We start from the raw sequence: 21597 nt of genomic DNA, 5'->3' as shown, positions 1-21597 counted from the left end.
TTATTCCCTCATGGCTTCAAATTGTAAGTAAGTCTGGTGGATATTTCGTTTGTGCCAGCTTTTGTAGAATTTCAGGTGGGTAAAATCAGGCGCATTCGCCAATACTTCCAACGTGTCGCTCAGTTCCTGCCACTCATCCAGCGCTTTGCCAACCTGCACTACAAGCCAGTCAAGATAGTTACCGGTATCGCGACGAGCTTTGTCGAGATCTGCGGGATGGCCATGGCCAGGCACAACATGCAGAGGCTCCAGTTGTTCAATGACATGGAACGAATTCTGCCATTTGGCAACAGGTGTGGAGGGATGGATACCTAGCATACGGTCATTGAATACAAAATCGCCGCTGAACAGGGTGCTTGTCTCAGCAATCCACAACACGGCATCGCCAGTAAAATGACCGTCACCTGGCCAAATCAGATTGAAAGTAACCTCGCCAATTGTGAAAACCTGCTGGTCGGCATCCACTACCTCTGAGGCAAACACTGGTGTAACGGTGTCGGTCCTATCACCAACCTGGGCTTTAAGTCGTGCGAGTTGTGCATCAACTTGCTGCTGCTGACTCTCTACAGTCCTTCTAAGCGCCTTGATGGTGATTCCTTTGTCAGCAAAGTAGCTGTTACCCAGCCAGTGATGATCTTGAACCCCAATATTAACGACCAGTCGAATCGGTTTATTGGTCACACTTGCGACCGCCTTTTCGATCAACTCTGCACCTGCAGGCAATGCGCCTGAGCCAACAAGGACAACACCGTCACTGGTCACCACAAAACCAAGTGTATTGTTCAGGGCATGGTTTTCGGGTGTGCGGGGGCCAATCTCACCGACTATTGCGTAACTATTTTTACTGACAGGTTCAACTGCCAGCTCAAAGGCATCTGTCCCGAAAGAGATGAGAACGAGCCAGATAAACAGGGTAGAGCGAATCATAAATCAAACTCCACCATGGATGGTTTGTTGGCCTTGTACATCATGGCTGTATCTCTTGATTGAATATTTGATGTTTGCAGATGAGGGTTATGCACATCTGGGTGAGCCCAGCCTGCTGGGCATCACGGCGAGCGTGTCAGCATCCTGCTTAAAAGGCGGTTCCTGCTTAATGCCGTGCAGGGTTTCAGACAGAACACCCATAACCCAAGAGGGAAGATCGGGGTTGATCCGGTAGTGAATCCAAAGCCCATCTCGGCGGTCAAGGATCACTCCGGCTTCTCGTAGCTGTGCCAGATGACGGGAGATATGGGGCTGTGCAGCACCAATTGCATGGGTTAACTCACAGACACATAGCTCTTCGTGTTGAAGTAGTAAAGAGATGCAACGTATTCTGGTCTCGTGAGAGAGACTGGAAAATAACTCTTTTGGATTTATATTCATGCAGCATAATATACGGAAAACGGTATATACGATCAAGCATATATAGTTGAGGTGGTCTCAGAGCACTATTCGAGCCGCACTACACCGTCAACTTATTGCATACACTTGATCTGCTCAAAGAGTGATCGATACCGTGAACAGGGAGTTAGCAAAAAGGTGGAAAAGACCTATCTACTGAAGTCGGTAGATCACCCCTGAAAAGAGATGAAATCAGTAGTAACCAGCCACTACTGCAACTGATGAAGCTCAACCATAACCGTTTGTTGCTCATCACCCAGCCACACCTGCCCTTCCTGAATGGTGACATGCAGATGCATATTACGCTGAGCCAGATCTTGCAGTAGACCATCATCGACCGCAGATAGCCTGAGAACAGACAAATTGGTGAAACGACTTACTACGTCTCGCATCTGCTCCCACCAGACACCTGCACTACGCTCGGCATAGGGATATACCGTCACCTTCCTGGCACGACCGCACGCTCGGCGAATCCTTTTTTCATCGGGTTGTCCTAACTCGATCCAAAGCTCTATCTCGTCACTCAGGCTTTTCAACCAGAGATCAGGCTCATCTTCAGTGCTGATGCCCTTGGTAAAACTCAATAGCTCATCTGCATTCAGGGCAAATGCAACCAAACGCAGCATCATACGTTGATCAGTTTCTGAAGGGTGCCTTGCCAGAGTCAGGTTATAGGTAGCGTAATGTTGCTGATCCATATTGGAGACCTGCAGTTCCGCCTTGAAGATGGTTGCTTTTAAAGCCACAACAGTAGTCTACCTCGTGATTGGTTAGTGATCTTACAATGGACCAGGGAAATCCCTCATCAATGCCGCAATGATACGAACCTTGCTGCCTGATTGCCAAAAACCGCAAAGATTTTGCTAAGAAATGGTCTGTACTGAACAGATTGAGTGTCAGTCTATTACTTTTCGTCGCAACGTCTTCTGCTGAGCACGCCGGTTCTTTGCATCGAGCCGACGCCGTACTGACGATTTTGTTGGCCGGGTTGGTTTACGTTTTTTCTGAGCAACAACAGCGAGTTCCACCATTGAGCGAAGCCTCTGCAGTGCGTCATGGCGATTTTTATCCTGATCCCGATAACGTTGAGCCTTAATCACAATGATGCCGTCTCGACTGATTCTGTTGTCTGACAGCTTAAGAAGACGCTCTTTTATCAGCCCTGGCAAGGATGAAGCATGGATATCAAAGCGTAGATGGATAGCCGATGAGACTTTATTGACATTTTGCCCCCCCGCACCTTGGGCTCGTATCGCATTAAATTCAACCTCATTTTCTGGAATTGATATCTGTTTGGTTATCGATAGAGACATTGAACTATATTTCATACAGTAGGAATCAGAGCTTCCTTAAATATACCAGGGTTGCAGATCTGCTTCGATAGATTCATCTTGATATAGAGGTTTTCTTTAAAAGCCTCTAATTAAGGACACCGCTATTAATTATGCCAAAACAGTTAACCCTTAGCTGAATCAACACTGCGAAGGAGCTTGATGTGCACAAGACAATCAGTAAAAGAACCATATATTCGTTAGCACTTATAGTGTTGTTTCCCTGTCAGATAGTAGTGGCCTCGCAAGTCATCGAGACAGAAAAGCTCAGTATTCGTTATGAGATCCTCACTGAGGAGCTCTCCCACCCCTGGTCCCTGGCTTTCCTGCCTGAGGGTGACATGCTGATCACAGAGCGGCCAGGAAAATTACGTTACTTAGACGCCAATGGCAATCTCGATCCCAAACCAATCGGCGGTCTCCCGGCTATTCGTCAACATGGGCAGGGTGGCCTACTCGATTTAGTGCTTCATCCACAATTCGAAAAGAATCGATATATCTACTTCTCTTTTGCCGAAAAGTCTGATGATGGCTATGGTACTGCAGTAGCCAGGGGGAAATTGAATAATCACCGCCTTAATGAGATAGAGATAATTTTTCGATTATCGAACAAGAATAACTCCAGACACCATTTTGGCTCGCGCCTGGTTTTTAACAAAAGAGGCGAGCTGTTTATCACCCTCGGTGACCGGGGCGATAAATCCAGAGCACAAGATCTGTCGGATCATGCTGGCTCTGTGATCCGTTTGCATGATGATGGCAGCATCCCCAAAGACAATCCTTTTGTAGCGCATAAAAACGCGAGACCCGAGATCTACAGTTATGGGCACAGAAATATCCAGGGCGCTGCACTTCAGCCTTCGACCGGTCTGTTATGGACCCATGAACATGGCCCTCAGGGTGGTGATGAGATAAACATCCCAAAAGCAGGTCACAACTATGGCTGGCCTACTATCACCTATGGCGTCAACTATGTGATTGGAACAAAAATAGGCGAAGGCACTCATAAAGCAGGAATGGAACAGCCTCTACACACCTGGATACCATCGATAGCGCCATCAGGCATGGCCTTTTATACCGGTAACCAACTTCCACCTTGGCGGGGCAATCTGTTAGTAGGCTCTTTGAAATTTCAGCAATTAGTCAGATTGGAGCTGGAGGGTGACAAAATTGTCCATGAAGAGAGAATATTGACTAACAAACTGGGAAGAGTTAGGGATGTGCGCCAGGGCCCTGATGGATCGATCTATTTGCTGATCGATGAGCAACAAGGCAAATTAGTGAAGATTATGGCCAGTGGCAGTGACTAAGTATGTCGCATTCAACCACGGTGTGCAGGCCTGCAGCAAAGCGCCAAAGTGCCGCTGCAGCCCCCTCACAAGTTTTGATAACGAACTCTGCAGGAAAAGAGATATAAGCTGCCTGCCCTAGATTAATTCAGTATTCACTATATCCCCCACGCCCCAGAGCCTGAGAGGCCAATAGTGCTTGACTCACACTACTGTAATATTTACTTGTTCACCCAACTACCCTTACTGTTCTGATACCAATAGCCTTTCGGTGCCTCTTCAACCCAGACCCGGGCAAATATATCTCGAATACTCTTCTCCCATTCAGGGTGACCATTCGCCCTGGCAATCTCAGCATAGAGCGCTTTACGATCCCCGTTCTCATCAACAACCAACTTCTTTACCTTGTTTCTATCGCGCAAGGGTATTTTTTTCAATTCGCGCACAGATACCAAGCCACTATTGGTAAACCCCAGTGCGCCAGAACGGTAGTAGGAGGTCAAGTTAGACTGCCTGTCTGACATAGCAGCGCGTAATTTGCGAATGGATGGTGAGGAAATATCTATATTAGGTTGTTCCGCCCTGGCTACAGGCACTACAAAATTCAACACAGCCTCAGCAACGTACGAAAACTTATTTAAAGTTGAGTCGTGAGAGGATTGATCATCCCCCTCTTGAGTCTCTGCAGGAGGCGTTTGGTTCTCAGGTGGTGCAGCCTCTTCACCAAGAACATCCCTCACAATTGTTCTCGCAGCGTCTTCTGCTGCGGCAGCAGGAAAATATATATTGATGGTCACACAAGCTGCCAGTGTCAACACCATCAATGAATATCCCAGAAAAGATTTCAACATACCAGATTCCTTAATCATGAAAGGTTATCCTCATCTTTTGCTTTGTTACTATGCAAACCAATTTAACTGTTTTAAAGGCAATACTGGATGTAGCATTGCAATATACTCAACGTACTTCCATGCCTTCGACACGTATATTTTTCAGGCGTTCCACCAGACTCTTCCAGGCTACACGACGATTGCGCGCAATGACATCAATTCTAGGCAGGCCAGCACCCTTTACCAGATAATAGCCTCCATCCGGATGATCTATACCATCCAGCTCGGCCAAGGCTCCCTCTAACTTCGCACTCAGTTGTATACGATTGTAGCGAAACTCCTTAAATATCCCTAAAAAGGTATTCTGCAATCCACTTCCCATACCATTACCGATCGAGGTGAGGTTGTCCACAGCCCGCTGACTGATTCGATGAGGCAGATCATCATCTTCCGGAGAGTGAAAAAGTGCATCAAACGCAACTGGTTCCCAGTTAAGTAGATGAAGCCCTCTGACCCAGCCATCCAATCCACCCTCAATATGTCCAAATGAGAATGTTTGGGTGATCTGCTCAAGATCCAGATTATTTAATTCAGCAGCAGCAAACATCTCTGGAACTCTTCCCAGCGGTTGCTTGACCACCAGCTGATCCACCCTGATACGACCACCGAAAATATCAATCAGCAAAGCACCATCGAGATTCAATGTTTGATCCTGGTAGCGCATGGAAGGAAGCTCACCATTGAGTTCTCCAGACATAACAGGCCATTCAAAAGCCGTGGCGAGTTCCTGCAAGGATAGGTTGTCTACCTTGGCACTGGTCTCCCAAACTGGTGCGGCAGCGAGTAAGTTTTGGCTCTCGAACTGTGCGATATGAATATATCCACCCAAAAGTGGTATATCGATTGGCTTGAGAAGCACAACCCCACTCTCTTGTGCTTGCGCATGAACGGAAATTGAAGCGTAGGGTATTTGATAGATATGGCCCCTATTTATCTCTATTTGACTGGCTTCCACTTCACCATGATTTGACCAGGACAACGATCCAGACAATCCATGCATTGCGAAGAGACCTCGCTTGTCATCGAGGCTAACAGATTTCAGGATTGCCTGAAGCTGATCCAGTTTTCCATCTGTCAACTCGATTTCAGCCTGCACCTCGCCAGACACAGTCAGCTCATCCACCATAGTGCCAATCAGAATTGATTGTAGGAGTGTTTCGTATAGTGTATCTAGTCGGGCAGTTTCAGCTCTTAGCTTGGCCTGTTTCAATACAAACCCGGACAGGTCAATCAAGGCCTCTCCTTCAACTTCAAGTGCAGGTGGCAGATCTAACCGGATGTGCTCTAGAAGAACTATATTTTTTTCTGGCGACCATTCACCATTGAGCTTTAGATGAAGTGGTGTTGGATTAAGATCCAGGTAGTAGGGGTCGGAGTAAAACTGGCCACTTTTCATATTAGCTGTGACCGTACCGAACCACATCCCCTCCTTTTGCCTGGCAGACACATCAAAGTCACCAGTGCCATCTTCAGCAACCTGCAGCCCCTCTTGATCCGAATAATTGAGGTGTGCAATATCAGCTGTCATGTCAATGCGTTGAAGCCCCTGATCAGAACCTGACAGCTCAGCCATAAGGGATAACTCGCCTGTCAATTGCCAATCTTTCGGTGGAATATCGAGATCAAGATTTTCTCTTACTGTTTTCAGGGCGACTTGTTTTGCATCCATTTTTAACTGCCATGCCCCAGAGTCCATTTCTAACGATAGACTCAGCACACCTTCTGCAACTCTAAGATCTTCTATACTGAGTGAAAAGTTTTCCGCGTCATAGTAGCTTAGTCTGACCACCCCGCGCAGGGGACCGTAGGGAGAATCTGCGATCAGTAGACGCCCCTGACCGCAATGATAGGCATCTATATCATCCTGTAACTGAGGGCAGTGAAAATCAATACCACCTAAGACTGCAGACAAAGATTCATGCTCAAATCTAGTGATATTGAGTTTCAGTTCAAGCCCCTGCTCTGTTGGATTCATGGATAATCTGATCCCTTTCGCTGACCAGTCATCTGAAGATATCTTATCGGCAGTCAGAGTAATCTCAGTTACTGCTGCTGCGCTCAGGGTTATCAATAGAAAATATACCGACAGCAATAATCGGGCATTGGATTTAAACTGCTTCAAGCAACCTTTAAAAAAAGCAGGTTTTGGAAATCGACAAAACGAATTCATTTGGGGCATGATGGTATACAGGTAAATCATTCTTTTAATTAAGTATCGGCTGAATGCCAACTGGTGTTTACCGAAAGGTTATATCCTGAAATATTCATAGCTTCTTTATATACTACGCCATATGATCACACCCAAAACTGTTAGTGTTATTTTAATATTGATCTTGATCACCGCATTGGCCTTCTGGTCCAAGCTCAGATTCGTCGATCCTGGTGACCACCAGGAGCAACGCTGGCGCATAGATCAGTACCCAGGCTTCGATAAAACCAAGGAAAACCACAAGCCTCGCAATCACTTGATAAGATGAAGTGGCTGAATGTCACACTTTCACAAAAGAACACTGCCCCTCAAATAATTATTATTCCCATAAAAACAGCACCTTATTGTTACTTTTATAGACCTGTGTAAAAGCCTCAAATAAATACAATTATATTTGTATATTACTATTTGCTAATTTACGCCTCTGGGGATTCTTATTCTTATAATAATTTGCGCTACGACAGTTCCTGGGCGCAAGAGAGTAGTGAGGGGTTTTATCATGTCCAATTCCAAACAAGCAAAGAGTCGATCCAATCACCCGGATGAGGTAACAATTTCCAGCGACAAAAAAAACCTGGTTAATTTTGAATCTGCTAGTTCATCGACAGCCTTACCTACTGAACTTAACCGAAAAATCGGTCTGATCGATGCAGATCTCGATGATCTCAAAACAGATTTAAGAGAAGCCAACAAGGGTGTAAAAACAAAACTGCAGGATCTCAGCGAAAAAGAGAGTGACCTCACGAGTCGGGTATCTGAAGCCTACCAACAACTTGGTGATTTAGACCAGGCATATCAATCTCTGGTAAAAAAATCATCTCTGATCAGCAAAGAGATCAAAACAGTTTCAAAGCAGTTGGTTGAGGTAACAGATAAAACAGAGTCTGAAATGGGCTCCCTGAATAGTGACGTGCAAACCCTGATTGAACGCACCGAGGAACTCTCTGAAAAATCAAGACAGACAACTAGAGTCTTAAATAAAAGCATAAAAGATAATGCAAAAGTATTAAGAGAACTGGAGAGCCAGTTATTAACAGAGATAAACGCCTTGGCTGCAGATAGTCAGCAACGGGATGAGACTCTGGACAACAAGACCGATAAGATCGGTAGTGACCTTGTAAGGGCTGAAGAGGAGATCAAATCCAGCCAGGCTCGTTTAATTAAGATGCAGGCAGTCGACCAGGCCTTGGAAAAACGCGTTGCGAATATTGACGTAACCGCTGATGAATTGACAAAAAAAAGTCGCGAACTCTCCCGCTCTACAACCACGCTGAACAAACGCACTTCCGAACTATCCTCAGCAATCGAAGAGTTGAGAAATAAAACTGAAGAACACAGTGGTTTGATCACTGATCTACAAGACCGCTCTGAGCACACCGACAGGGCGCTCTTCAGCCTGATTATGGTGGAAAAGAAACACTATCGCACCTTGGGTATAGCCACAGCATTACTACTCATAGGAATGTTAGGTTTTTTTCTCTACGACAATGCAAACTGGAGAGCAGAAGAGCAACAAAATCTGCAATTACAAAGTGGAGTTAGCAACAACGCACAACAGATCGCCGATAGTCAGGAGCAAATGGTAGAGCTTGGTAGTAAAAGCTTACAAACAGATAAGATTATTCAGAAAGAGATCACAACCCTCAACAAGCAGTTGACACAAATAGAAGATCAGGTCGAAAGCTTGGATGGCAGGGTCAGCAACATACGCCCCAACACAACATTTGGTAAAGGAAATGTGATTCACAGTGATCAATGGCTATCACAGCAACCTGCCAAAAACTATACGATCCACTTGACCACTGTGAAAGAAAAAAAGCAGCTCTATAAAATAGCTGGGCGTTATCATAATCAATTACAGGACGAACTGGCGTATCTTCCGGTCACCGTTAACCAGAGCCGACAATATGCATTGGTATATGGTAACTACTCTTCCCGTGAGGAAGCTGATCGTAATCTGAGTGCTCTTCCAAGATATGTCGAGCGTAAAATGCCAACAGTTCACTCAATGCAACAGGTTCAATCCTATATAGCAAATTAAGGGCACCTCTAATAACTGCTTGTGCCCTCTAGCTTTACACCCCGTTTAGATTCAAGGCGCGCTTGTTGCCTGTCGAAAAAGTGCAACGCAGAGTCTGAACGGGTCGTAAAGCCCCGTCGGGCGCGACCTGAAGCATGCATCTGCTGGGTATGCACTCTATTCACTGCGTTGCACATCAACCATTGGGCCATGCTATAAATTCGGTAGCGCTCAGCTATCCAAGCCCCCTCTCTATTACCTGGACGCCCTAAGAACTGGAGACATATTTCAGGGTATAGACCACCCAATTCAGGTTTTTACCCTTTCTTAAACCACAAATCCTTTCTGATAAGTTTAATTTCCATAGGTTATGTCTATACTATGGATTCAATTTTCGATCCAAATCCAAAATATACAACAAACTTTATTAAAGCCATATTTGAATATGAAAAAAACTATACTGCTCATAATACTCTACCTTATTACCACCAACTGTCTGGCTGAAGCAGAATTCCTTGTCGAATCCGACTGGTTATCTGAACACATTGATGATGATAATCTGGTCATACTCGAAGTGCGCTATCATCCCCATCGCTACTACACTATTGGCCATATACCCGGGGCAATACAAGTACAACGCTTTAAGGACTTGGGAGATAATCAGGGTTATCCTTTAATGCGATTTCCATCACGTGAACAATTCCAGTCAAAACTTCGTGAATGGGGTGTCAACAATGACTCAACATTGGTTTTATACGATGACTCTAACACTGCTCTGACTACACGCATCTACTATCTATTGGAGCTTTATGGCTTTAAAACACAACAGATAAAGATTCTTAACGGCGGAACAGTAGAGTGGAGCGCGTTCGAAGAGATGACCACTGACGCCACACCTCAACCAAAACCAGGCAAAGTGACCCTAAAACCTGCAAACCCTGAGATGTTTGTAGAATGGACTGATGTTTATGACGACGTTGTCTCCCGACGGGACCCGAATATAATATTACTCGATGCCCGGCCCCATGCCATGTATACAGGAAAGGAAGTCAAACACTCCATATCAGCTGGCCACATCCCTGGAGCAATTAATATTGTAAGCCTGGATGGAACCAGTACACAGAAATGGCGTTCTGAATCAGAGCTTTCAGATCTTTACAATGAGATAGCAAAAGATAAGACAATTTATGTATATTGTCATGATGGCTTTCGTATGAGCCTTGCCTACTTGCAGCTGAAATATCTCGGCTACAAAGATATCAGGCTCTATAATGGAGGCTGGTCACACTGGGGGAATCGCTTGACGCTTCCCGTTGTTGAGGGTGAAGAGGCTTACGGCGGAGACTATGCACTGTAAACAGTGGAACGCTGATGTATAGCATGAGAACTTTAGGGTACCTCTATTAATTGCTTGTGCCCTTAATATATCGGGTCCAGCCGTAGCATAATGGCCCATGCAAGGGATCGAGTAGTCACCCTACCCTCCTCCGCTTAGTTTACGTAACTGATTGGCCTGTTTACTACGTCCTCTTTACAAATCATTGAGGGGTTTCTGTGAAATTATGATGATGCTGGTTCTGCCATTTTGCCTATCCTTGGCGGCATACCAGCCTCGATCAGAAATCACTTTTAAACCCTGAACCCGATATATTAAGTTGTCGCACTTACTAACCTGGCGACTTTATCGCGGACACAACCTATTTCTACGCAAAATCCAGTAGAGTGTATATACGAAATTACCCTAGTGGGCCGCGCGGTAAGTTCGGTACCCCGCTACGGGGCCAAGGCAAGGCGCACTTCGTGGGGAATGGCATGCCCTTTTCAAGAAGTGCAATGCAGCACTGGCCCCGTAGTGGGGCTCTCTTCGGGCCAACCCGCCAGCATCTATAGCCACGCCAACCAAGATTGCAGATAAACCATACCGGCAGACCACCTGTTAGGGCCTGTTAACACTAATATCTATTAACCACTGAATATGCTCAGATTTGTATGAGGATTATCATTGATACTCCTTTTTACCCTTCGTATTCTGTCACTTTCAGGAGTGGCACAATGAATCTAGATAGAGGTACAAAAATCTATGCCGGTATTCTTGGCAGTGTAGTAGCATTAGGACTACTTGCATGGGTATCTACGCTCGATTTTCGTTTAAGTGAGATTGATTCTATGCTGGAAAAGGATGCTGAACTTTCCGCCTATCCCTACCGCTTCAAAGCATTTGAGATCCGAGGGACTACTGCCATTATATCCACGCCAAGAACCAACGCTGTACCTGCGGTAAAATTTCTGGCAATGATCAATCCAGGTCTCAGTCAGAAAAGTGAGCAGGATCCGGAAATGATTGCGGCGCAAAAGCGACTGGGAGCCATTCAAGGCAAGGTTCGTAAGTTAGTGCTCAGTCGTGATGACATAGACAAGGTCACTTGGCGTATCGATAAAGCATGGTACTCTCAAAAAGGTGTCTGGATAAATTGATTAGGATTTAAAGATCCTGCTATTAATATATGACACTGAGATTCAAAGTATCAGTAGATACGACTCTATTCAGAACGATTCCGCATAAAGTCTGCAGTGTTTGAAAATGCCTGGAACAACTCCTTTTGGAACTTCTCATCCAGTCCCATCTGCGCCATGGCTGATTTCATGCAGTTGAGCCACTGATCCCTCTCCACTATACCAATACTAAAAGGCAGATGCCTTGCCCTAAGCCTGGGGTGGCCATATTTCTGAACATAGAGATTAGGCCCACCGAGCCAGCCTGACAGGAAAAGAAACAGTTTCTCCCTCGACATTCTAAGACTTTTAGCATGCAGTTCACGCAATGTAGTGAGATCCTCCTGCTCATCCATAATGTCATAGAATCGATCTACCAGTTCACGCACGGCTTTTTCACCACCTATTTTTTCATAGGGCGTTGTTACGGAATGCATGACTTAAAACACCTTCTAAAAATATCCCAAAAGAAACATTTCCAGCCACATTGGCCGGAATGGCAAATAGAACAGAGAAGCCAAACTGATACAAGAAGAATCATCAATTTTGATTTAATGACATCTTGTGATAGTGATGCCTGATGAATAGTTTATACGTCTTGAAATGACCATTCTTGGTTTTTGAGCTAATCCCTGGCAATGATTAATAAAAAGTAGTGGTTCTTTATCTGTCTGAACAAAGCCCCTATTTCTTAGTGTAATTATTTAGCTACTATTCCACAAATAATATTGTACACTATGTACAACTATTTTAGATAATGTGTAATGTTCATGAAAGAACAACCCTCATATACCAGCGGTTATTACCCAATTCGCAAGGTGTCCGAACTTACGGGCATCAATCCAGTGACTCTTCGAGCATGGGAGCGTCGCTATGGATTGATAAAGCCAGAAAGAACCCCGAAAGGTCACAGGCTCTATACGGATGAACATATCCAGCTGATACGCCGGATTATAGGTCTTATCGACAAGGGCATATCAATAGGTCAGGTCAGGCACATGCTTGCTGATAGCACCTCTCCTCTTCTAGCCCTGGAGCCCGTAAAAACTGAAGAGCGTGATGCGTGGAGCAGTTATCGCAGCAGAATGCTTCAGGCTATTGCTGAGTTTGATGAGATCGTATTGGATAACAGTTACAACGATGCCCTCTCCCTCTACCCTATCGAACTGGTAACGCGACTGCTTATTCAGCCACTACTTCACGAACTTCGCCAAAGACGAAACAGTGAGCCCTTAGGAGAGGTGGAAATTCGCTTTTTTGAAACCTATTTACGCAATAAGCTGGGGGCGCGTTTTCATCACCAGGTGACAAATAGCCATGGAAAAAGGGTGCTTGGTGCCTGCTTGCCGAACGAATTCAGCGAAGTCGAATTACTGCTGTTCAGTTTAAAAGCAATGACTCAGGGTTATAGGCCAATACTGCTTGGCCCCAACATGGCCCTGGAGCAGATACCGCTTGTAGTAGACCGGTCTCATTGTAGTGCATTGGTCCTCTACGGCAGTTTAGAACCACCATCCGCTCTATTACAAACAGATTTGCCTGGGTTGGTTCAAAAATTGGCTGAACCGGTGTTTGTCGGGGGAACTATTGCTCAAACGCATCAAACTGAAATTCTAGAGGCTGGCGCTATACCTTTGGTAGCAGATTTAGCGGCAGCCGTTAATCAGATCAGCGATAGAGTGCCAGAAGAACCATCCTCATGACCGTTGCCATACTCTGGTTCAGAAGGGATCTTAGACTGACAGACAATCCAGCCTTACAAGCAGCATTAGAACACGCCAACGAGTTGATACCGGTCTATATACATACCCCTGGTGAAGAGGCTCCCTGGAGCCCTGGTGCTGCTTCAAACTGGTGGTTGCATGAAAGTCTTACTGCACTCGACTCATCACTTCGACAGCGAGGTTCAAATCTGATAATCGCACGGGGAAAGAGCCAAACCGTCTTAAAAAAACTGGCTATTACCCATGCTTCTAAAGAGATCTTCTTCAATAGCTTACCTGAGCCGATAGCTATACAACGGGACAACCGGGTCAGTAAGCATCTATCTAAATCAGGGATTAACTGCACTATCTTCAATAATAGCCAACTGACAGATGGCCCTCCGATACGTCGTCTCGATGGAGGCTGCTATCGTCTTTTCACTCCATTCTGGCGTGCTGTTCTGAAACAGGGATTGTCGACAAGAGCTCCATTACCAGCCCCAAAAAAGATCCCACCCCCACCAAAGCTGATTAAGTCAATATCACTGCAAAGCTTGGGGCTTTTGCCTGAAGTTCAATGGTATGAGCATTTCAAGGATTATTGGGAACCCGGTGAACACGGGGCCTTGAAGCAGATTCAGCACTTCCTTGATAAGTCGATCAACAGCTACGCTGAGGGACGTAACAGGCCAGACCTTGAAGAGACGTCCCGCCTCTCACCCCATCTCCATTTCGGTGAAATTGGCCCACTACAGATCATCAATGGGATAGAAAGCAGATTTGAAACTGACCCTACAAGCCACGCTGATAGTAGCCCCGGACAATATATTCGTCAGCTGGTATGGCGTGAATTCGCTCAAAACCTGCTTATACACTTCCCTGATACCGATCTACACCCTTTTGATCCACGCTTCCAAAACTACCCGTGGCGAAAGGGCAAGCGAGCCGAAAAATTATTACAGTACTGGCAGCAGGGAAAGACCGGCATCCCCATTGTGGACGCAGGTATGCGTGAACTTTGGCAAACAGGCTGGATGCACAATCGGGTTCGCATGATCGTTGCCTCGTTTCTGACTAAAAATTTAGGCATACACTGGCTGCAAGGCGCAAGGTGGTTCTGGGATACACTGGTGGATGCTGATTGCGCGAATAACTCCTTTGGGTGGCAATGGTGCGCAGGGTCTGGCACAGATGCCGCACCCTATTTTCGAATATTCAACCCGGTGCGTCAGTCACAACGTTTCGATCCCCAGGGAGAGTACATACGGCGTTGGCTCCCTGAATTGAGTTTATTACCTAATAAATATTTAAATGCGCCTTGGGAGGCAGATATGTCAGTACTACTCAATGCAGAGATCCGACTTGGCAAAACCTACCCTAAGCCTATAGTTGACTTACAACTATCCAGAAAAGAGGCTTTACAACGTTGGGAAACGATTAAAAATCTCAGCAGCAAGAGATATGCACGAAAATGAATGAGCCGATACCAAAAAAACCGACTATCGGTGTAAGCGCCTGCTTATTGGGACATCAAGTCCGCTATGATGGTGGCCACAAACGAGATAATTTCATTGTTAGCAATCTACAGGAACATGTCGATTATCTACCTATTTGCCCAGAAACAGGAATTGGTCTTGGTGTCCCACGCCCCACAATTCGCTTGGTAGGTGAACCTGAAAACCCTCGCCTTGTCGGGGTTAAAGACCCAAGTATAGAATTGACTGATAAGATGCAAGTTTATGCCCTGGAACAGACCAGGCACCTTCACCATTTGAGTGGCTATGTTCTAAAAAAGAGCTCACCGAGTTGCGGAATGTCTCGGGTTAAGGTCTATGCAGAAAAAGGAACGCACTCAGTTAGTAAAGGCGTCGGTATCTTTGCAAAAGTTCTGATCGACGAATTACCATTGTTACCAGTTGAAGAAGAGGGTCGGCTTAATGACCCGGTTCTACGCGAAAACTTTATCAATCGAATCTATGTCTATCACCATTGGCAATTACTACGCCAAAAGGGACTCACTGCTGCTGAACTGATTGCTTTTCATACCGACCATAAATATCTGGTTATGGCCCATTCACAAGCTTCATATCAGAGGCTCGGACAACTACTATCGAATTTCGCTGACAATGAACTGAATAATATTGCAGAATTGTATATCGAAGAGTTGATGCAAACCCTGAAACGGCGGGTCAATCGAAGTCGCCATGTGAATGTTTTGCAACATATCATGGGATATCTGAAAAAGCGTATCAGTTCTGAGGATAAAGTTGAGCTTATTGCTTGTATTGAAGCTTATCGTCGGCAAGAAACCCCATTGATCGTACCGATGACTCTGTTTAAGCACTATTTCAGATTACATCCCGACAACTATATGTCGAGACAAGTCTATCTGCAGCCACATCCTGAAAAACTTGGATTGCGAAATGGATTGTAGAGACTCTTTTAAAACCACCCTAAACCCGTTGTGACTGATTTCTCGTCGGGAAATTTTACACATTGTAGTTTTATGCCTTATTAAACACTGCACAGGTTATTGATTTCCAGACAGATATATTCTGTGGCACTTTACTTGCAGCTAATTTCTAAGAGAAGCGTATCGAGACATCGTTAACCTAGTGTGGTGCGTCACACTAGAGAGGCCTAAACGTCTAATATGGGCTACTTTCGCAATTTCATCTTATTTCTCATCTTAATAACCAGTGCTTCTGGCATGGCACAGAGCGGCCATCTAATAGACAATCAACCTATCCCGCAAGCAGATCCATCCCTGCTGTATGAGGGTACAATTCAGTATTTTTCAATCCTTTCAAAGACCGCACTAAAGAGTAGCGAATGCAAAACACCCCTCCAAGCAGACAAAAAGTGTATAACTCTTTTCCGAGATAAAAATAACGGTGCTTTGGTGCAACCTCTATTGCTGTTACTGATGGCCCTGGGCTTGATCGGGCTTGGCATCGCTACACGAATCAAGTGAGAATCGATTGATAAAAAGCCTGTGGTCCGCTTCACTCAAACGGCGGCACACCTCACGCCCCAGATTCATATAGATCAACAGATACTGTTCATGATCCATACCGTAAAGCTCAGCCAGTTGAGCTGCCTTGATCTGAATCGCACGGCAACTTTCCAAGGCCTTGACGGCAGCGCTGCGTGGTTTGCAATCCATCAATGCCATTTCACCAAAACAGTCACCCAAACTAAGCTCTCTCAGCATATAGAGCTTATCTCGCCAGGTTCTATAGATAGCAACACGTCCCTGCTCCAGGATATAGATCGAATTATCGAGATCTCCCTCTTCGAAAAAATAGTGCTCTTTTTCGAGCTCAATTAGAGAGGCGTTTTTAAGTAAAAAATCCAGCGTGGACTCACTAACCCCACCAAAGATAGGCATACTCTGAAGCATGCTGATTCTCGATTGATGCATATGCCGCCCCATTGCTTTGACAATATATCATTAGTTTAGATGGAATTAGATAAACTATTAACCCGGCACCTTAATATAAGGCATCAAAGTAAAAAAATGACTGAATTCAAGAAGCACGAAGATAACGATTACGCAACTTATTCAGCACCCAACCGATAACAGGGAGGTTTTCATACACATACTCACCCGAATCCCAATAATCTATATGTTCAATCACCTCTCCCTTAGGATTGAATTTCACCTCACTCAGACCTTCAATTCTTTGCTGCACCAATTTGCCTTTCACAAGGTAGTGAAAAGTCCAGGAGATATAACCCACATCACCATGTCCGCAATAGTTATGAATTTCGAAACGGCTCGTTTCACAAACATTAAACATGTGTTGAAATACTCTTTTTACACCTGCAACTCCTCTGACATCATTGAATGGATCTTTAAATCTTACCTGATCACTGAACAGGCGATCACAGTCCTTCAATCCATCATTATCTATATGTTCAAAGAATTCCTTATATCGAGAAAGCCAATCTTCAATGTCACTCATTTCAAGAGCCTCCGCATAAGCAGAAAATAGAGTGAATAGGGTAGAAACTTTAAAAAATTCATAATAAGTGCAAAACCAGTAGGAAATCTGATTTCAAAGTTACCTGATGGAAGGTTTTTCATAATCGCCTTTGCTGCTTCTTCAGGAGTAATCAAAAGTGGCATTTTAAAACGATTCTTGTCTGTTAACTCGGTGGCCACAAACCCCGGATTTATCAAACGTAAAGAGACACCTTCCCTGATCAATTCCGGATGAAGAGATTCAGCTAAACTGATCAATGCTGCCTTACTGGCTCCATAGGGAGCTGCCCCCGGCAGACCGCAATAGCCTGACAAGCTTGCGGTAATCAGTATTTCACCTCTATGTTGCCTGCGCATATCAGGCAGCAGCGCTGAAAGACAATTTACCACACCAAGATAGTTGACATTGATTAGCTTATGAAAAAGATCCAAATCAAAATCTTCAAGCTTCATGGGCGAATAGTCACCTGCATTCAGAAAGGCTAGATCAATCTGCCCATACTCTTTCTGGATAGAGTCAACAACTTGCTTGACTGCACCCTTGTTGGTTACATCCAGAGGAATTAGATGCATATTGTCTCCACCTGACTCCTTGACTGTTTCAATTAGCCGCTCACTATTTCTCCCTGAGATCAACACCTCCCATCCTAAATCTTTCAATGCAAAAGCAAGGGAACGACCAATACCACTCCCCCCCCCGGTGACCCAGGCAACTTTAGGTGTTGATCTGCTGTATTCAGGACTACCTTGCATAACTTAACCTCAGCTTTCGATACAACTAAAACTACAAATTATCAGTGGGATTAATCTTATATATCTGTTTTTACTGAATATTTATTGTTTTTATCACTTAAAGGCACCCGCCAATATCACTCTTGTACAACTATTGTAGTTGATAATTGACTTTTTTTGTACAACACTTGTACACAAATACAAATCGGGATGACAGACGTGACTCAGACAACCACTCATCGAATAGGCATTGTAGGTAGCGGGATTGCAGGATTAAGTGCAGCCTGGCTGCTCAGAAACAAGTATCAAGTTGATCTATATGAGCAGAATGATTATGTCGGGGGGCATACTCACACAGTCGAAGTAGAAGAGGATGGAAAGATCATACCTGTTGATACCGGTTTTATAGTCTACAACGAACCCAACTATCCTCTGCTAACACAACTTTTCAGATATATGGATGTTGAAACCCAAAACACTGATATGTCATTTGCCGTTTCAGTCGACAAAGGAAGACTAGAGTATGCAGGAGACAATCTTGGTAAATTGTTTGCACAGAAACGGAATATCATCGATATTAAATTTTTATCAATGTTAAGGGAGATAGTGCGTTTTAATCGTGATTGTCTGGCATACATTGAAGATAACAATCACGACTTGAGTCTCGGAGATTTTCTCGACCAGAACGGTTACAACCAGCAATTTCGTTATGATTATCTTCTACCCATGGCAGCAGCAATATGGTCGTGTCCCACAAGAACCATGCTCTCATTTCCATTTAGCAGCTTCGCACGCTTTTTTAATAACCATGGACTGATAAGTTTAAAAAATCGACCCCAATGGAAAACCGTGGTCAATGGTAGCTGGCAATATGTAAAAAAGATGTCTGCCGCTTTGGGTAGTCGTATAAAAGTAAAGCAGCAGGTTGTCAGCATAAAGCGTCTACCTGATGGGGTTGAGGTTATCACGCAAGATGGCCAAAAAACGAAATACGACAACCTGATCTTAGCCTGCCACGCAGACCAAGCTGTCTCATTGCTGGATAACCCCAAACCACTCGAAGCTAAATTACTCAATAAGTTCCGATACCAGGAAAACATAGCCTACTTACATTCAGATTCAGCTTTGATGCCAAAGTCGCGAAAAGTCTGGTCGTCATGGAACTACCTATCGGATGATAAGCATATAGAAGAGAGAGATGTATCCGTCAGCTACTGGATGAATCGTCTGCAACGGTTGGATAGCAAACGTGACTATTTTGTCTCTCTTAATCCTCTACAGTCTCCTCGCGATGAATGCACAGTTGCAACAATCACATATGACCACCCTGTATTCGACAGTGCTGCACTCTATGCCCAGGAAATGCTGGATCAGATACAGGGCAAGGAGAGAATCTGGTATTGCGGAAGCTATTTCGGATACGGTTTCCATGAAGACGCTTTGCGCTCATCGGTAGAACTGGCATCAAGACTTGGCGTGAGTGAGCCTTGGATGACGGAAAATAGATATATTCCGTATCAGAACAATATTGACAAGTTGGCATCACTTGCAAGAAGTGCAGGAGTTTAACCGATGCCTGTTAATTCGAGCAGAATTTATTTGACAGATGTTATGCATCAACGAAACTTCCCGGTTAAGTATCGTTTTTCATATCCAGTGTTCAGCCTGCTACTCAATCTCGATCAACTTGAGCAGGATATCAAATCATTGCGACTGCTCTCAATCGATCGCTTTAACCTACTCTCTTTCATGCGTAAAGATCATGGTCCCAGAGATGGCTCCAGCCTCAAATCATGGGCCAATGACTTTTTGAGAAAGCAAAATATAGATCTTGAAGGTGGCGATATTCAACTACTTTGCTTTCCAAGAATACTCGGCTATGGATTCAATCCAATCAGCATCTGGTATTGCTTTCACCTTGATAACAGTTTGAGAGCACTGATCTGTGAAGTGAATAACACATTCAATGAACATCATTTCTATCTGATCCATAACCATGGTGAGACATTGTCATGGCCAGTCAAAGCAGTAAAGGAAAAAAGAATACACGTCTCACCACTCATCGGCATGCAGGCTAAGTACCATTTTAGTTTCAAAAAACCTGGCGACCGGATCGGCGTGGTCATCAATGAGTATCAGGACAACAGACTGATGCTTACAGCAAGTCAATCAGGTGTATCTCATGCTCTGGATGATAGGAACCTCTTGGCCGCATTAGTTAGAACTCCTCTGATGACATTCAAAGTCATGGCAGCGATTCATTGGCAGGCATTGAAAATATGGTTGCGTGGCGCGCCATTCTTCCCGAAACCTCGACCTCCAAAGGAGCAGATTTCCTCATGAGCAGTCTACAAACACAATCACTACAACGACTCACCTCTCGTATAGATCTTATTGATGACTTTCTGAGCCGCTTAGATTGTCTGGCTTATGGCAGCTTGGAAATCACGGCTAACGGGAGACGTTTTATCCTCAATGGCAAATCCTCAGGAGCTACCGCGAGGATTGAGATAGTTAATTTTTCAGATTTCATAAAGAAGCTGTATATTAAGGGTGATATAGGTTTCTCAGAAGCCTATATGGCAGGTGACTGGAGAACCCATGACCTTACAGGTTTACTCTATTTGCTTGCAAAAAACAGGCACAGATTCACGCGACTTCGTAGAGCCTCACGCCTGTCAAACATGGTAAATCGCCTACATCACTGGACTCGACGGAATACCAAACAAGGCAGTGCTAAAAACATTGAGGCTCACTACGACCTTGGGAATAGTTTCTACAAATTATGGTTGGACTCCAGCATGACCTACTCCTGCGCCTTATTCCAAAGTGAGGATGAGTCTCTAGCAAACGCCCAGAACAACAAATATCAAAGAATCCTTGATTTACTCGATCCTCAACCAGGATCAAAATTGTTGGAAATAGGTTGCGGCTGGGGTGGGTTGGCAATAACTGCCGCCAGACAGGGGTTTAAAGTAGATGGAATTACACTTTCACCATCCCAACTTTCATGGGCAAATGAGAAGGTCATAGATGAGGGGCTCAGCAGTGAAATAAATTTAAGTTTAACTGACTATCGAGATATCAGTGGCGAGTATGATCATATCGTTTCCATAGAGATGTTTGAGGCTGTTGGAGAAGCCTATTGGGGAGACTATATGGCACAGATTTCCAATCACCTTAAACCAGGTGGCAGTGCAGCACTGCAGGTAATAACCCTTGATAAAAAAGTTTTCAACGATTACAGGGAGAAACCTGACTTTATACAAAGGTACATTTTCCCTGGAGGAATGCTTCCTCCAATTTCGACTCTAATCGAAACAGCTGAAAAATTCGGTCTAAAGCTTGAGAGAAATGATAAATTTGGTCTCGATTATGCGGAAACCCTAAAGCAGTGGCAAATTAATTTCAATCAGGCTAGTGATAAAGTTATAGCTCAGGGATTCGACCAACGCTTTATCCGTATGTGGCGTTATTATCTCAGCTATTGTGAAGCCGGCTTTCGCGATGGCCGCCTGGATCTACATCAGATTCTGTTACGTAAAAGCAGATGAAA

The 21597-nt window shown here is 44.6% G+C and carries 21 protein-coding genes; 10 read left to right on the top strand and 11 right to left on the bottom strand.

Features of this window, described 5'->3' with window-relative positions; genetic code table 11:
* The 4 genes from AC4IE7_RS18965 to arfB form a co-directional block, all read right to left on the bottom strand.
* Entirely contained in the window at nucleotides 1-927 is a 927-nt protein-coding gene (locus tag AC4IE7_RS18965) for an MBL fold metallo-hydrolase (RefSeq protein ID WP_490778440.1), read from the bottom strand.
* 87 nt (nucleotides 928-1014) lie between these two features.
* Nucleotides 1015-1368 (bottom strand): metalloregulator ArsR/SmtB family transcription factor, encoded by a 354-nt coding sequence (locus tag AC4IE7_RS18960; RefSeq protein WP_490778439.1) that lies wholly within the window; start codon nucleotides 1366-1368, stop codon nucleotides 1015-1017.
* Nucleotides 1369-1595: 227 nt separating this feature from the next.
* A complete protein-coding gene (locus tag AC4IE7_RS18955) occupies nucleotides 1596-2132 on the bottom strand; it encodes a YaeQ family protein (RefSeq protein WP_490778438.1) in 537 nt (178 codons plus the stop codon).
* A 150-nt stretch (nucleotides 2133-2282) separates the two neighbouring features.
* Nucleotides 2283-2699 carry an alternative ribosome rescue aminoacyl-tRNA hydrolase ArfB gene (arfB, locus tag AC4IE7_RS18950; protein WP_490778437.1) on the bottom strand — a complete coding sequence of 139 codons (417 nt, stop codon included), beginning with the start codon at nucleotides 2697-2699 and terminating at the stop codon, nucleotides 2283-2285.
* A 182-nt stretch (nucleotides 2700-2881) separates the two neighbouring features.
* Between arfB and AC4IE7_RS18945 the strand changes: the two genes are divergently transcribed.
* Nucleotides 2882-4027 carry a PQQ-dependent sugar dehydrogenase gene (locus AC4IE7_RS18945; protein ID WP_490778436.1) on the top strand — a complete coding sequence of 382 codons (1146 nt, stop codon included), beginning with the start codon at nucleotides 2882-2884 and terminating at the stop codon, nucleotides 4025-4027.
* 200 nt (nucleotides 4028-4227) lie between these two features.
* Here AC4IE7_RS18945 and AC4IE7_RS18940 read toward each other — a convergent pair whose 3' ends face one another.
* A complete protein-coding gene (locus AC4IE7_RS18940; RefSeq protein WP_490778435.1) occupies nucleotides 4228-4875 on the bottom strand; it encodes a YdbL family probable chaperone protein in 648 nt (215 codons plus the stop codon).
* An 88-nt stretch (nucleotides 4876-4963) separates the two neighbouring features.
* Nucleotides 4964-7075, bottom strand: coding sequence for a hypothetical protein (locus AC4IE7_RS18935; RefSeq protein ID WP_490778434.1), 2112 nt, complete (start codon nucleotides 7073-7075; stop codon nucleotides 4964-4966).
* Nucleotides 7076-7604: 529 nt separating this feature from the next.
* Here AC4IE7_RS18935 and AC4IE7_RS18930 point away from each other — a divergent pair.
* Nucleotides 7605-9146, top strand: a complete 1542-nt coding sequence (locus tag AC4IE7_RS18930; RefSeq protein WP_490778433.1) for an SPOR domain-containing protein — start codon at nucleotides 7605-7607, stop codon at nucleotides 9144-9146.
* 8 nt (nucleotides 9147-9154) lie between these two features.
* Here the strand turns inward: AC4IE7_RS18930 and AC4IE7_RS18925 are convergent, their stop codons facing one another.
* On the bottom strand, nucleotides 9155-9337 hold the full coding sequence (locus tag AC4IE7_RS18925; RefSeq protein WP_490778432.1) for a hypothetical protein: 183 nt from the start codon (nucleotides 9335-9337) through the stop codon (nucleotides 9155-9157).
* A 233-nt stretch (nucleotides 9338-9570) separates the two neighbouring features.
* Here AC4IE7_RS18925 and AC4IE7_RS18920 point away from each other — a divergent pair, with 233 nt between their 5' ends.
* Both AC4IE7_RS18920 and AC4IE7_RS18915 read left to right on the top strand, forming a co-directional pair.
* On the top strand, nucleotides 9571-10482 hold the full coding sequence (locus tag AC4IE7_RS18920; RefSeq protein ID WP_490778431.1) for a sulfurtransferase: 912 nt from the start codon (nucleotides 9571-9573) through the stop codon (nucleotides 10480-10482).
* Between the two features lie 695 nt (nucleotides 10483-11177).
* Nucleotides 11178-11600, top strand: coding sequence for a hypothetical protein (locus tag AC4IE7_RS18915; protein ID WP_490778430.1), 423 nt, complete (start codon nucleotides 11178-11180; stop codon nucleotides 11598-11600).
* Between the two features lie 65 nt (nucleotides 11601-11665).
* Here the strand turns inward: AC4IE7_RS18915 and AC4IE7_RS18910 are convergent, their stop codons facing one another.
* Nucleotides 11666-12055: a group II truncated hemoglobin gene (locus AC4IE7_RS18910; RefSeq protein WP_490778429.1), complete on the bottom strand. Its 390-nt coding sequence runs from the start codon at nucleotides 12053-12055 to the stop codon at nucleotides 11666-11668.
* A gap of 333 nt (nucleotides 12056-12388) precedes the next feature.
* On the opposite strand from AC4IE7_RS18910, the gene AC4IE7_RS18905 reads away from it, so the two are divergent.
* The 3 genes from AC4IE7_RS18905 to AC4IE7_RS18895 are packed head-to-tail and all read left to right on the top strand — an operon-like array spanning nucleotide 12389 to nucleotide 15755.
* Nucleotides 12389-13321, top strand: a complete 933-nt coding sequence (locus AC4IE7_RS18905) for a MerR family transcriptional regulator (RefSeq protein ID WP_490778428.1) — start codon at nucleotides 12389-12391, stop codon at nucleotides 13319-13321.
* Nucleotides 13318-14796: a cryptochrome/photolyase family protein gene (locus tag AC4IE7_RS18900; protein ID WP_490778427.1), complete on the top strand. Its 1479-nt coding sequence runs from the start codon at nucleotides 13318-13320 to the stop codon at nucleotides 14794-14796. Before AC4IE7_RS18905 ends, AC4IE7_RS18900 begins: the two co-directional genes overlap by 4 nt.
* A complete protein-coding gene (locus tag AC4IE7_RS18895; RefSeq protein ID WP_490778426.1) occupies nucleotides 14793-15755 on the top strand; it encodes a YbgA family protein in 963 nt (320 codons plus the stop codon). The genes AC4IE7_RS18900 and AC4IE7_RS18895 overlap by 4 nt, the downstream gene beginning before the upstream one ends.
* 486 nt (nucleotides 15756-16241) lie before the next feature.
* On the opposite strand, the gene AC4IE7_RS18890 is transcribed toward AC4IE7_RS18895, so the two are convergent.
* From AC4IE7_RS18890 to AC4IE7_RS18880, 3 genes are all read right to left on the bottom strand, one after another.
* Complete coding sequence (locus tag AC4IE7_RS18890; RefSeq protein ID WP_490778425.1) at nucleotides 16242-16745, bottom strand: Crp/Fnr family transcriptional regulator; 504 nt, start codon at nucleotides 16743-16745, stop codon at nucleotides 16242-16244.
* A gap of 106 nt (nucleotides 16746-16851) precedes the next feature.
* Nucleotides 16852-17289, bottom strand: coding sequence for a nuclear transport factor 2 family protein (locus AC4IE7_RS18885; protein ID WP_490778424.1), 438 nt, complete (start codon nucleotides 17287-17289; stop codon nucleotides 16852-16854).
* Nucleotides 17286-18062 (bottom strand): SDR family NAD(P)-dependent oxidoreductase, encoded by a 777-nt coding sequence (locus AC4IE7_RS18880; RefSeq protein WP_490778423.1) that lies wholly within the window; start codon nucleotides 18060-18062, stop codon nucleotides 17286-17288. Before AC4IE7_RS18880 ends, AC4IE7_RS18885 begins: the two co-directional genes overlap by 4 nt.
* Nucleotides 18063-18260: 198 nt before the next feature.
* Between AC4IE7_RS18880 and AC4IE7_RS18875 the strand changes: the two genes are divergently transcribed.
* The 3 genes from AC4IE7_RS18875 to AC4IE7_RS18865 are packed head-to-tail and all read left to right on the top strand — an operon-like array spanning nucleotide 18261 to nucleotide 21595.
* Complete coding sequence (locus AC4IE7_RS18875) at nucleotides 18261-19610, top strand: NAD(P)/FAD-dependent oxidoreductase (protein WP_490778422.1); 1350 nt, start codon at nucleotides 18261-18263, stop codon at nucleotides 19608-19610.
* Nucleotides 19611-19613: 3 nt separating this feature from the next.
* Nucleotides 19614-20384, top strand: a complete 771-nt coding sequence (locus tag AC4IE7_RS18870; protein ID WP_490778421.1) for a DUF1365 domain-containing protein — start codon at nucleotides 19614-19616, stop codon at nucleotides 20382-20384.
* Nucleotides 20381-21595 (top strand): class I SAM-dependent methyltransferase, encoded by a 1215-nt coding sequence (locus tag AC4IE7_RS18865; protein WP_490778420.1) that lies wholly within the window; start codon nucleotides 20381-20383, stop codon nucleotides 21593-21595. The genes AC4IE7_RS18870 and AC4IE7_RS18865 overlap by 4 nt, the downstream gene beginning before the upstream one ends.
* Nucleotides 21596-21597: the final 2 nt, after the last annotated feature.

The organism is Candidatus Thiodiazotropha sp. AKAK3, assembly GCF_058244645.1.
The sequence above is the reverse complement of the archived record's forward strand: the minus strand, read 5'-3'. Positions and strand labels throughout refer to the sequence as shown.

What these genes read in the sequence shown, in the direction of transcription:
- AC4IE7_RS18965 (WP_490778440.1), bottom strand. Translation starts at nt 927, where the DNA reads ATGATTCGCTCTACCCTGTTTATCTGGCTCGTTCTCATCTCTTTCGGG.
- AC4IE7_RS18960 (WP_490778439.1), bottom strand. Translation starts at nt 1,368, where the DNA reads ATGAATATAAATCCAAAAGAGTTATTTTCCAGTCTCTCTCACGAGACC.
- arfB (WP_490778437.1), bottom strand. Translation starts at nt 2,699, where the DNA reads ATGTCTCTATCGATAACCAAACAGATATCAATTCCAGAAAATGAGGTT.
- AC4IE7_RS18940 (WP_490778435.1), bottom strand. Translation starts at nt 4,875, where the DNA reads ATGATTAAGGAATCTGGTATGTTGAAATCTTTTCTGGGATATTCATTG.
- AC4IE7_RS18935 (WP_490778434.1), bottom strand. Translation starts at nt 7,075, where the DNA reads ATGCCCCAAATGAATTCGTTTTGTCGATTTCCAAAACCTGCTTTTTTT.
- AC4IE7_RS18930 (WP_490778433.1), top strand. Translation starts at nt 7,605, where the DNA reads ATGTCCAATTCCAAACAAGCAAAGAGTCGATCCAATCACCCGGATGAG.
- AC4IE7_RS18925 (WP_490778432.1), bottom strand. Translation starts at nt 9,337, where the DNA reads ATGGCCCAATGGTTGATGTGCAACGCAGTGAATAGAGTGCATACCCAG.
- AC4IE7_RS18920 (WP_490778431.1), top strand. Translation starts at nt 9,571, where the DNA reads ATGAAAAAAACTATACTGCTCATAATACTCTACCTTATTACCACCAAC.
- AC4IE7_RS18915 (WP_490778430.1), top strand. Translation starts at nt 11,178, where the DNA reads ATGAATCTAGATAGAGGTACAAAAATCTATGCCGGTATTCTTGGCAGT.
- AC4IE7_RS18910 (WP_490778429.1), bottom strand. Translation starts at nt 12,055, where the DNA reads ATGCATTCCGTAACAACGCCCTATGAAAAAATAGGTGGTGAAAAAGCC.
- AC4IE7_RS18905 (WP_490778428.1), top strand. Translation starts at nt 12,389, where the DNA reads ATGAAAGAACAACCCTCATATACCAGCGGTTATTACCCAATTCGCAAG.
- AC4IE7_RS18900 (WP_490778427.1), top strand. Translation starts at nt 13,318, where the DNA reads ATGACCGTTGCCATACTCTGGTTCAGAAGGGATCTTAGACTGACAGAC.
- AC4IE7_RS18895 (WP_490778426.1), top strand. Translation starts at nt 14,793, where the DNA reads ATGAATGAGCCGATACCAAAAAAACCGACTATCGGTGTAAGCGCCTGC.
- AC4IE7_RS18890 (WP_490778425.1), bottom strand. Translation starts at nt 16,745, where the DNA reads ATGCATCAATCGAGAATCAGCATGCTTCAGAGTATGCCTATCTTTGGT.
- AC4IE7_RS18885 (WP_490778424.1), bottom strand. Translation starts at nt 17,289, where the DNA reads ATGAGTGACATTGAAGATTGGCTTTCTCGATATAAGGAATTCTTTGAA.
- AC4IE7_RS18880 (WP_490778423.1), bottom strand. Translation starts at nt 18,062, where the DNA reads ATGCAAGGTAGTCCTGAATACAGCAGATCAACACCTAAAGTTGCCTGG.
- AC4IE7_RS18870 (WP_490778421.1), top strand. Translation starts at nt 19,614, where the DNA reads ATGCCTGTTAATTCGAGCAGAATTTATTTGACAGATGTTATGCATCAA.
- AC4IE7_RS18865 (WP_490778420.1), top strand. Translation starts at nt 20,381, where the DNA reads ATGAGCAGTCTACAAACACAATCACTACAACGACTCACCTCTCGTATA.